The sequence below is a fragment of the Actinomycetota bacterium genome, from assembly GCA_005774595.1.
Lineage (GTDB): Bacteria > Actinomycetota > Coriobacteriia > Anaerosomatales > D1FN1-002 > D1FN1-002.
In genome coordinates, this window is record VAUM01000046.1 from 1 (window position 1) to 9,546 (window position 9,546).

General features: G+C 70.8%; 10 protein-coding genes. All 10 read left to right on the forward strand.

The genetic code is table 11. The features are described 5' to 3' along the window. The first annotated feature begins 282 nt into the window (after positions 1-282). Positions 283-576 (forward strand): 30S ribosomal protein S6, encoded by a 294-nt coding sequence (gene rpsF / locus FDZ70_03190; protein TLM78948.1) that lies wholly within the window; start codon positions 283-285, stop codon positions 574-576. Between the two features lie 53 nt (positions 577-629). Next, positions 630-1,070 carry a single-stranded DNA-binding protein gene (locus tag FDZ70_03195; protein ID TLM78949.1) on the forward strand — a complete coding sequence of 147 codons (441 nt, stop codon included), beginning with the start codon at positions 630-632 and terminating at the stop codon, positions 1,068-1,070. A gap of 87 nt (positions 1,071-1,157) precedes the next feature. After that, positions 1,158-1,424, forward strand: a complete 267-nt coding sequence (gene rpsR, locus FDZ70_03200) for a 30S ribosomal protein S18 (protein TLM78950.1) — start codon at positions 1,158-1,160, stop codon at positions 1,422-1,424. A gap of 9 nt (positions 1,425-1,433) precedes the next feature. Beyond that, a complete protein-coding gene (locus tag FDZ70_03205; GenBank protein ID TLM78951.1) occupies positions 1,434-2,411 on the forward strand; it encodes a DUF2232 domain-containing protein in 978 nt (325 codons plus the stop codon). A 68-nt stretch (positions 2,412-2,479) separates the two neighbouring features. After that, positions 2,480-3,124, forward strand: coding sequence for a 50S ribosomal protein L9 (locus FDZ70_03210; GenBank protein TLM78956.1), 645 nt, complete (start codon positions 2,480-2,482; stop codon positions 3,122-3,124). A 328-nt stretch (positions 3,125-3,452) separates the two neighbouring features. Then, positions 3,453-4,748 carry a replicative DNA helicase gene (gene dnaB / locus FDZ70_03215; protein ID TLM78957.1) on the forward strand — a complete coding sequence of 432 codons (1,296 nt, stop codon included), beginning with the start codon at positions 3,453-3,455 and terminating at the stop codon, positions 4,746-4,748. A gap of 300 nt (positions 4,749-5,048) precedes the next feature. Next, on the forward strand, positions 5,049-6,434 hold the full coding sequence (locus tag FDZ70_03220) for an FAD-binding protein (GenBank protein TLM78952.1): 1,386 nt from the start codon (positions 5,049-5,051) through the stop codon (positions 6,432-6,434). Positions 6,435-6,600: 166 nt separating this feature from the next. Beyond that, positions 6,601-7,899 carry an adenylosuccinate synthase gene (locus FDZ70_03225; protein TLM78953.1) on the forward strand — a complete coding sequence of 433 codons (1,299 nt, stop codon included), beginning with the start codon at positions 6,601-6,603 and terminating at the stop codon, positions 7,897-7,899. Between the two features lie 125 nt (positions 7,900-8,024). Then, positions 8,025-9,299 (forward strand): phosphoribosylamine--glycine ligase, encoded by a 1,275-nt coding sequence (purD, locus tag FDZ70_03230; GenBank protein ID TLM78954.1) that lies wholly within the window; start codon positions 8,025-8,027, stop codon positions 9,297-9,299. Between the two features lie 9 nt (positions 9,300-9,308). After that, on the forward strand, positions 9,309-9,546 hold a 238-nt coding region (locus FDZ70_03235; GenBank protein ID TLM78955.1), incomplete at its 3' end, for a hypothetical protein.

Here is a 9,546-nt window from a genome sequence, read left to right on the forward strand (position 1 = left end):
CTGTTCGGCGGCGCGGGCGGCGGCCTGCCGCTGGCGACCGCGCTGGCCGCATGCGCGGCCGCTGCCGCCGTCGTGAGGCGGTTCGCCCTCGCGAAGGCGGCGGGTGAGCGATGAGGGAGCGTCTCCGGACCTCCGGACGCGGACCTCCGGGAGTGTCAGAACCGAGGCGTATACGAGTGTTGAGGACGCGGTAGGCCGGTGCTACACTACGCGGGCTGTCTCCTGCCCCGGGCCGCTGCCTTCACAGTCCCGGGGCCGCCATAGTCCAGAGGAGGTGAACGAATGAAGGCTTACGAACTCATGGTCATCATCGACCCCGCGCTCGAGGACGAGCCGCGCGCCGCCGCCTTGGAGAAGGTCCAGGGCCTGGTCACGGCGCCGGGGGGAACGGTGGACTCCGTCGACGAATGGGGCAAGCGCAAGCTCGCCTTCGAGATCGGCGGCAAGACCGAGGGTGACTACACGGTCATCCAGTTCCATGGCACCCCCGAGATCGTCGCCGAGATGGACCGCGTCCTGCACATCACCGATTTCGTGGTCCGCTACATGTTGCTGCGCCGCGAGGACCTCGAGTAGGCCTCTGCGCGCGCACGGCGGGCCACCCGGTCCGCTACGAGAAGGATGAGAAGATGAGCATCAACCGAGTCATGATCAGCGGGAACCTGACGCGCGACGGCGAGCTTCGCTCGACCGGCGGCGGCATGTCGGTCCTGAGCCTGCGCGTCGCGGTGAACGACAGCCGCAAGAACCAGTCGACCGGCGAGTGGGAGGAGATCCCCAACTACGTCGGCGTTGTCATCTTCGGCAAGCGTGCCGACTCCCTCGGCCGCTACCTGACCAAGGGCACGAAGGTCGCCGTCGAGGGCAAGCTGCGCTACAGCGAGTGGGAGAAGGACGGCCAGAAGCACAGCAAGCTCGAGGTCGTCGCCGACGAGATCGAGTTCATGAGCGGCCGCGGCGAGGGCGGCGGTGGCTCCAGCCGCGGGTCCGCGACCGAGCCGGCCTCGGCCGACGACGTCGCCGACGCGCTCGGCGGCGAAGAGGTCCCCGGCGAGGAGATCCCCTTCTAGCAGTCCATGATCGCCGGCGGGCCCCTCCCGCCGGCGCACGGGACGGCCGCGGACGTGGCCGCTCCCGCGAGAGGAGGAACGGACGAGATGTCCGACTACGCGCGCAAGCCGCGCAAGAAGTTCTGCCAGTACTGCAAGGACAAGTCGGAGTACGTCGACTACAAGGACGTGCAGACCCTGCGCCGCTTCATGACGGACCGCGGCAAGATCAAGCCGCGCCGCGTCACGGGCAACTGCACGCAGCACCAGCACGCCATGTCGGTCGCGATCAAGCGCGCCCGCGAGATGGCGCTGCTCCCCTACGCGGTCCCGGTGATCAGCACCAAGGTCGAGGGCAAGCGGGGCAGGGGCTAGGCGGCCGAAGTGCAGGCGCAGCCCGTCAACGCCGGCCGGACGGCCGCGCTCGTCGTCACCGGGGTGATCGCGGCGTTCGCCGCGCGCTTCGTCCCGGTCGTCGGCGTGCCGCTGGCCGCGATGGCGCTCGCCTCGCTGGCGGGCTCCGGCCAGGTCGCGTTGGCAGTCGTGACCGCGCTCGCGGGAGCGGCGGCCGCCTCGTGGACCGACCCGTACGCAGCGGTCTTCGTGGTGCCCGCGCTGCTGCTGGCGGGTCCCGGTGTGGTCGCGGCGGCACGCCGCTGGCCGCCCGTGCGCGTGATGCTCGTGCTCACAGGCGCGCTGTTCGCGGCCTCGGTCGCGTCGGACGCGCTGTCGTTCGCGGCGCAGGGCACGTCGATCGTCGCGCAGTCCGCCGAGGCCGCCTCGCAGGTCGTGAAGGTGTTCGGCGAGGCGCTCGCGACCACGGGCGATGCGGCGACGGTCAAGGTCATGCAGGCCGAGATCGCGTCGCTCGGCAAGCTGGTGGCGATGATGTGGCCGTCGAGCTACTTCGAGACGGCGGCGCTGACGGCGGTGCTCGCGGTGATCGCGGCCACGCGTGCCGCGGCGGCTCGCGGTGCGCAGGTGAACCTGCCTCCGCGCCTGGCCGAGGTCGACCTGAGCGTCCACTTCGTGTGGCCGGTCGCGGTCGGGCTGCTGCTGCTCGCGGCGTCACCCGTCGTCGACACGGACTCGCGCATCGTGCTCGCGGCCGGTGCCAACCTGCTCGTGGCGGCGAGGCTCGCCTTCCTCGTGCAGGGCATGGGCGTCGCATCGTCCACGATGCGCAAGATGGGCATCGGCGGCCCGGGTCGCGTCATCGGGTCGGTGATGCTGCTCGTCGCCGACTTCCTCACCTACGCGGTGAGTGTCGTGGGCCTGGCGGACATGTGGATGAACTTCCGCCGCCTGCCGCGCGAGAGCGGCAGGCACGGCGGGCCGGAGGTATCGGAAGAGGCGTCCTGATCGGAGGGGCGCTCGAACCGGCTGCACGCGGGACGCTCCCGCTCCGCGGCCGACTGGAGGAGATGTACGTGAAGGTCATCCTGTTGCAGGAAGTGAAGGGCAAGGGCAGCGAGGGCGATGTCGTCGAGGTCGCACGCGGCTACGCCGTGAACTACCTGTTCCCCAAGAAGATGGCGGTCGAGGCCACCTCGGGTGCGCTCAAGCAGCTCGAGGCCCGTCGCCACAACATCGAGAAGCGCGAGGCCGCGCGGCGCACCGACGCCGAGTCGATGGCCGCGTCCGTCGGCGGCAAGACCGTCACGGTCGAGGCCAAGGCCGGCGACGAGGGCAAGCTCTTCGGCTCCGTGACCGCGCAGATGGTCGCCGAGGCGATCGAGGCCCAACTCGGCGTCGAGGTCGATCGCCGGAAGGTGGACGCCCACGGCCACATCAAGACGCTCGGCGCGCACCCCGTGACCGTCCAGCTCCACAAGGACGTCAAGGTCGAGCTCGTGGTCGAGGTCGTGCCCGAGGGCGGCGTGGTCGAGGGTGCCGGCGCGCCCGCGCCCGTCGTGAGCGAGCCCATCGCGGCGGAGGACGTCGCGACCGAGGAGCCGGCGGATGCCGATGAGTCCGCTGCGGTGGAAGAGCCGGCCGAGGAGGCTGTCGCCACCGAGGACGCGGACGACGCGGTCGCCGACGCCCACTCCACGGAGGACACCGAGACACAGTAGCGCGCGGGGCGGGCGTGCCCGCCCCGCGGCGCGTGCCGGCCGCGCACGACGCCGCGAAACTCGCGGCACATCTGTGGAAACGGTGGACAACGCTGGCAGCGTGCGGCGCGTCCTGTGGAACGCGCCGGACGGCCCGTTGGCGGTGTCCGGGGCCGTTGCTAGGATGGGCGCGCCGCCTTCGTCGAGCCGCATCCGGCGGCCCGTTCCGAGGCGATGAGGAGGCAGCCGCGTGGCGCGTGACGCCCGCTCAGAGCACGACCGCGACGGTGAGCCCGCCGGGCGCATCCGGCCGCACAACCTCGAGGCTGAACGGGCGCTCCTCGGGTCGATGCTCATGTCGACCGAGGCCGTCGAGACCGCGCTCACCAAGATCGCCTCGCCGGCCGAGTTCCAGCGCTCCGGGCACCAGGCGATCTTCGAGGCGATCCGGCACCTCTACGACCACGGCATACCCGTTGACCAGGTATCCGTTGCCGACCGCCTCGAGGCGACCGACGGCCTCGAGCGCATCGGCGGCAAGGACTACCTCATCGACGTCGGCATGGCCGTGCCGACCCCGGCCCACGCCGCGCACTACGCCGAGATCGTCTCCCGCACGGCGCTGTTGCGGCAGCTGATCGACGCGGGCACAGCCATCGTCGAACTCGGCTTCGACGCACCCGACGATGCCTCCGAGGCGATCGAGCAGGCGGAGCGCCTGCTGTTCGACGTGACCGGGCGCAGGATCTCCGGCGCCTTCCAGCCGCTGCTGCCCCTGCTCGAGGAGGGCTTCTTGCGCCTGGAGGAGCTCGCGGAGCGCCAGGAACACGTCACCGGCGTCGCCACGGGTTTCCACAAGCTCGACAGCCTGCTGTCGGGGTTCCAGAAGGGCAACCTCATCATCATCGGCGCCCGCCCGTCGGTCGGGAAGACGGCGCTGGCGCTGAACATGGCGGTCAACGCGGCGTTGCTCGGCAACCCGGTCGCGATCTTCTCGCTCGAGATGTCGAGCGATGAGCTCGTCCAGCGCGTCATCTGCTCGGAGGGCCGCATCAACCTCCAGCACCTGCGCACCGGCCACCTCAAGGACACCGACTGGACCTCGATCAACTCCGCGCTCTCCCGCCTGTCCAAGTGCGACATCCAGGTCGACGACACCCCTGCCACCACCATCCTCGAGATCCGCACGAAGGCCCGCCGGCTGCTCAAGGACCGCCCCGGCGGCATGATCATCGTCGACTACCTGCAGCTCATGCAGCCGACGACCCGCCGCGTGGAGAACCGTCAGGCCGAGGTCGCCGAGATCAGCCGCGGCCTGAAGATCCTCGCCAAGGAGCTCGAGGTGCCGATCGTGTGCCTCTCGCAGCTCTCGCGCGGTGTGGAGTCGCGCGGCGGGCGTCCGCGACTGTCCGACCTGCGGGAGTCGGGCGCCATCGAACAGGACGCTGACGTCGTCATCTTCATCCACCGCGACGTCTACGGCCGTTCGGAGGACGACGATGGCGGCGAGGACCGCAAGTACCCGCCGCTCGGCGAGGCGGAGCTCATCGTCGCGAAGAACCGCAACGGCCCGACCGACACGGTGCACGTGGCGTACATCCCGGAGAACACGAAGTTCGTGGACTTGGCGCGCGATCCCAGGTAGGGGCTCTTCAGCGCCTGTGCGCGCGCGTCCCGACCACCACCACCGGCATGCCGTGTCCGCCGGTCATCGCCACCGTCTCGCGCAGGCCGGCGCGGTCGCGCATCACGTCGGTCTCGGTGAAGGCGACGCCGTGCTCGGCGACGTACCTCTTCGCCACCGTGCGCCACGGTCGAGTCGGGGTCGTGGAGATACGCACGCTCGGCGGCTCCGGCACGGCGCGCCTCCTTCCACAGCATGAGTGTAGCGCGCGTCCGCAGGGAATATGTGTATGTGACGGGAGGCGATGAGGGGGGCGCGCACATGACGGCCGGCCGGTACGACGCGATCGTGGTAGGCTCGGGTCCCGCAGGCATCTTCGCGGCGCTGGAGTTTGCGCGCGGCGGCGGTGCGCGCCTGCTCGTGCTCGAGAAGGGGCACGACATCGCGCGGCGGAAGTGCCCCGCCCGCCAGACGAACTGTGTCGGCTGCCGGACGTGCGACATCATGACCGGCTGGGGAGGCGCCGGCGCCTTCTCCGACGGCAAGCTCACGCTCACCACAGAGGTCGGCGGATGGCTCGGCGACTACGTCGGGAACGATGCGCTCGCCGCGCTGGTCGAGGAGGCCGACCGCATCTGGGTCGAGCACGGAGCCGACTCGGCGGTGCACGGCCCGGATCCCGAGACCGCCGAGCGGCTGGAGCGCGCCGCGGTGCTCGCGGAGATGAAGCTCGTGCCGATGCGCATCCGCCACATCGGGACCGACCGCTCACCTGCGGTGCTCTCGGCCATGCGGCGCACGCTCGAGGACGCCGGCGTCGAGGTCCGCACCGACACGGCCGCCGCGCGCATCGTCGCCACGGATGGCCGCGTGACAGGCGTCGAGCTGGCAGACGGTAGCGTGGCGGAGGCGCCGGTCGTCATCGCCGCGCCGGGGCGCGAGGGCGCCGACTGGCTCGCGGCGCAGGCTAGAGCGCTCGGCATCGGCCTGGTCAACAACGCGGTCGACATCGGCGTGCGCGTCGAGGTCCCGGCGCCGGTGATGGAGCCTCTCACCGACCACCTCTACGAAGCGAAGCTGCTCTACCACTCGCGCGCGTTCGGCGATCTCGTGCGCACGTTCTGCATGAACCCGTACGGCGAGGTCTCCACAGAGAGCTACGGCGACATCGTCACCGTCAACGGCCACTCGTACGCCGACGAGCGCACCGAGAACACCAACTTCGCCGTGTTGGTCAGCCAGGAGTTCACCGAGCCGTTCGACGAGCCCATCACGTACGGCGAGTCGATCGCGCGGCTGGCCAACCTGCTCGGCGAGGGCATCATCGTCCAGCGCCTCGGCGACCTGCACGCCGGCCGGCGCTCGACCGCCAAGCGCCTCGCGGAGTCGCCTGTCACGCCGACCCTGCGCGGCGCCACGCCCGGGGACCTGGCCTTCGTCCTGCCGTACCGGCACCTCGTCGACGTCCTCGAGTTCCTCGGGCACCTCGACAAGCTCGCGCCCGGCGTCGCGGCGCCCGGCACGCTGCTCTACGGCATCGAGGTGAAGTTCTATTCGTCGCGGCTCGAGCTGGACGCGGACCTCATGACGAAGGTCGAGGGGCTGTACGCGATCGGTGACGGGGCCGGCGTCACGCGCGGGCTCGTGCAGTCGTCCGCGAGCGGGCTCGTGGCCGCGCGCGCGGCGGCGAAGCGGCTCGGCAGGTAGCGGCGCCTGGCTCTCCGGTAGCGCCCGACCGCCCTTCTCGGGCATACTATCGCCTGCGCCCGCCCCCAGTGCGGGCGCACGAGCGCGCCGCTCCCGGAAGGGCGCCGCGCCCGGCCCGGGAGCGGCTAGGGTGTCCGCGGGGCCGAGCACACGTCAGGAGCAGCCCATGGCCGGCATCGTGCTGGTCGGCGCCCAGTGGGGCGACGAGGGCAAGGGCAAGATCACCGACCTGCTGGCGGACGACTTCGACTACGTCGTGCGCTTCCAGGGAGGCAACAACGCGGGGCACACCGTCATCCACGGCGGGCGCACGCTCAAGCTGCACCTCATCCCGTCCGGGATCATGTATCCGCACATCACGCCGGTCATCGGCAACGGGTGCGTCATCGACCCGAAGGTGCTGCTCGAGGAGATGGACTCGATCGAGGCCGACGGCCTGTCGACCCACCGTCTGCTCATCAGCTGCAACGCGCACCTCATCATGCCGTACCACCGCGACCTCGATGGTGCGAGCGAGCGCCGCCTCGGCAAGCTCGAGATCGGGACGACGCGGCGCGGCATCGGCCCGGCGTACATGGACAAGGCCTCGCGCATGGGCCTGCGCATCCAGGATCTCACCGACGAGCACATCTTCCGCAAGAAGGTCGAGGCGGCGCTCCACGAGAAGAACGACCTGCTCGAGAAGCTCTATGGCCTGCCGACCTACACGGTCGACCAGATCGCCGACGAGTACCTCGCCTACGCCGAGCGCATCAAGCCGCACATCGCCGACACGTCGTTCGTCATCAACAAGGCGCTCGACGCCGAACAGTGGGTCTTCTTCGAAGGCGCGCAGGGCACCCTGCTCGACCTCGACCACGGGACCTACCCGTTCGTCACGTCTTCCTCGCCGACGGCGGGCGGCGCGTGCACGGGCGCGGGCGTGGGCCCGAAGCGTGTGGACCGCGTGCTCGGCATCGCGAAGGCCTACATCACGCGCGTGGGCTCGGGTCCGTTCCCGACCGAGCTGCCCTCGGAGCCTGGCAGCATCGGCGAGCACCTGACGAAGGTCGGCGGCGAGTACGGCACCACCACCGGCCGCCAGCGCCGCTGCGGCTGGTACGACGCCGTCATCATCCGCTACGCGGTGCAGGTCTCGGGGATAACCGACCTCGTCATCACGAAGCTCGACGTGCTGTCGGACCTCGAGACGATCAAGGTCTGCGTCGCCTACCGCTACGAGGGCAAGCGCTACGACAACCTGCCGTGCCACCAGACGGTCTTCCATCACGCCCAGCCGGTGTACGAGGAAGTGCCGGGCTGGAACGCGGACATCACCGGGTGCCGCAGCTTCGAGGAGCTGCCGAAGGAGGCGCGCGACTACATCATGCTGCTCGAGGACCTCGCCGAGGTGCCGGTCTCGATCGTTGCGGTCGGGCCGGAGCGCGAGCAGACGATCATGCGCCGCTGGGAGCGGCGGCCCTAGGGGACTGAGAGCGTCTCGGGACCGAGAGCGTCCGGCGACCGCGCCCCCTTCGGCTACAATCTCCGTGCTCCGCTCGTGTGCGGGGCGTGAAGTCCCGTCATCCTGCGCCGAGGGGTCTTGAGGCCATGCGAGTACTCGTCCTGGGTTCCGGCGGCCGCGAGCACGCCATCGTCCGCTCGCTCATCTCGTCCGCGCACGCGCCCGAGGTCGTCTGCGCGCCGGGCAACGGTGGCACCGCCGCCGACGCGCGCAACGTGGCGCTCGACATCGAGGAGCCGGAAGGCGTCGCGGCGTTCGCGGCCGAGGCCGGCTTCGACCTCGTCGTGATCGGCCCGGAGGCGCCGCTCGTCGCCGGCGTCGCCGACGCGCTGACCGCCCGCGGGATCCGCGCCTTCGGTCCGTCGGCCGCCGCGGCGCGTCTCGAGGGGTCGAAGGACTACGCGAAGGACGTGATGAGCCGCCACGGCATCCCCACGGCGCTGGCCGCGTCGTTCACCGACGAGCGCTCCGCGCTCGAGTATCTCGCTGAGACCGGCACGCCCGTGGTCGTGAAAGCCGACGGGCTGGCCTCGGGCAAGGGCGTCACGGTCGCGATGGAGCTGCCCGACGCTGTCATGGCCGTGCGCGAGTGCTTCTCGGGAAGGTTCGGTGAGGCGGGTCGCCGCGTGCTGATCGAGGAGTACCTCGAGGGCCCGGAGTGTTCGCTGCTCGCGTTCACCGACGGCGTCACCGTCGTGCCGATGGTGCCCGCCCAGGACCACAAGCGTGCGTTCGATGACGACATGGGCCCGAACACCGGCGGCATGGGCGTCTACTCGCCGGTGCCCGCGGTCGACGACGCCACGCTCGCCCGGATGCGCGGGGACCTCGAGCGCACCGTCGCCGGGCTGGCCGCCGACGGCGTGCCGTACCGCGGCGTGCTCTACGGCGGCTTCATGCTCACGCAGCAGGGCCCCAAGGTCCTCGAGTACAACGCGCGCTTCGGCGACCCGGAGACCCAGGTCGTGCTCCCGCTGCTCGCCACCGACCTGCTCGACGTGATGCTCGCCGTAGCCGAGGAGCGCCTCGCCGATGTCGATGTCGAGTGGCTCGACGCGGCAGCCGTCTCGGTCGTGCTCGCCAGCGGCGGCTATCCTGGCGACTACGCGAAGGGCAAGGTCATCACCGGCATCGCCGAGGCGGAAGCGGTCCCCGGCGTCACGGTGTTCCACGCGGGCACCACGCTGCGCGAGGACGGTGCGCTGGTGACGAACGGCGGGCGCGTGCTCAACGTGACAGCGGTGGCGCCCACGATCACCGAGGCGCGCGAGCGCGCGTACGAGGCGGCGTCGCGTATCGCGTTCGAGGGGATGTTCATGCGTTCGGACATCGGGCTCAAGGCGATGGGCGGGGGCGCGTAGGCGGAAGCCATGCTCGCCGAACGCATCCTTACAGGCGTCATGCGCCGTCAGGGCGCCCGCACGCTCGCGCTGGCGCCGTACGATCGTCCCTCGCTGCCCCGCGTCGCGGACGACCAGGCGCGTCTGCTCTACGCGCACGTGCCGTTCTGCACGCGGCTGTGCCCGTACTGCTCGTTCAACCGCTTCCCGTTCCAAGCGGACCTCGCGCGCGGCTACTTCCGCCGGCTGCGCGAGGTCCGCTTGGAAC

What these genes read in the sequence shown, in the direction of transcription:
- rpsF (TLM78948.1), top strand. Translation starts at nt 283, where the DNA reads ATGAAGGCTTACGAACTCATGGTCATCATCGACCCCGCGCTCGAGGAC.
- FDZ70_03195 (TLM78949.1), top strand. Translation starts at nt 630, where the DNA reads ATGAGCATCAACCGAGTCATGATCAGCGGGAACCTGACGCGCGACGGC.
- rpsR (TLM78950.1), top strand. Translation starts at nt 1,158, where the DNA reads ATGTCCGACTACGCGCGCAAGCCGCGCAAGAAGTTCTGCCAGTACTGC.
- dnaB (TLM78957.1), top strand. Translation starts at nt 3,453, where the DNA reads ATGCTCATGTCGACCGAGGCCGTCGAGACCGCGCTCACCAAGATCGCC.
- FDZ70_03220 (TLM78952.1), top strand. Translation starts at nt 5,049, where the DNA reads ATGACGGCCGGCCGGTACGACGCGATCGTGGTAGGCTCGGGTCCCGCA.
- FDZ70_03225 (TLM78953.1), top strand. Translation starts at nt 6,601, where the DNA reads ATGGCCGGCATCGTGCTGGTCGGCGCCCAGTGGGGCGACGAGGGCAAG.
- purD (TLM78954.1), top strand. Translation starts at nt 8,025, where the DNA reads ATGCGAGTACTCGTCCTGGGTTCCGGCGGCCGCGAGCACGCCATCGTC.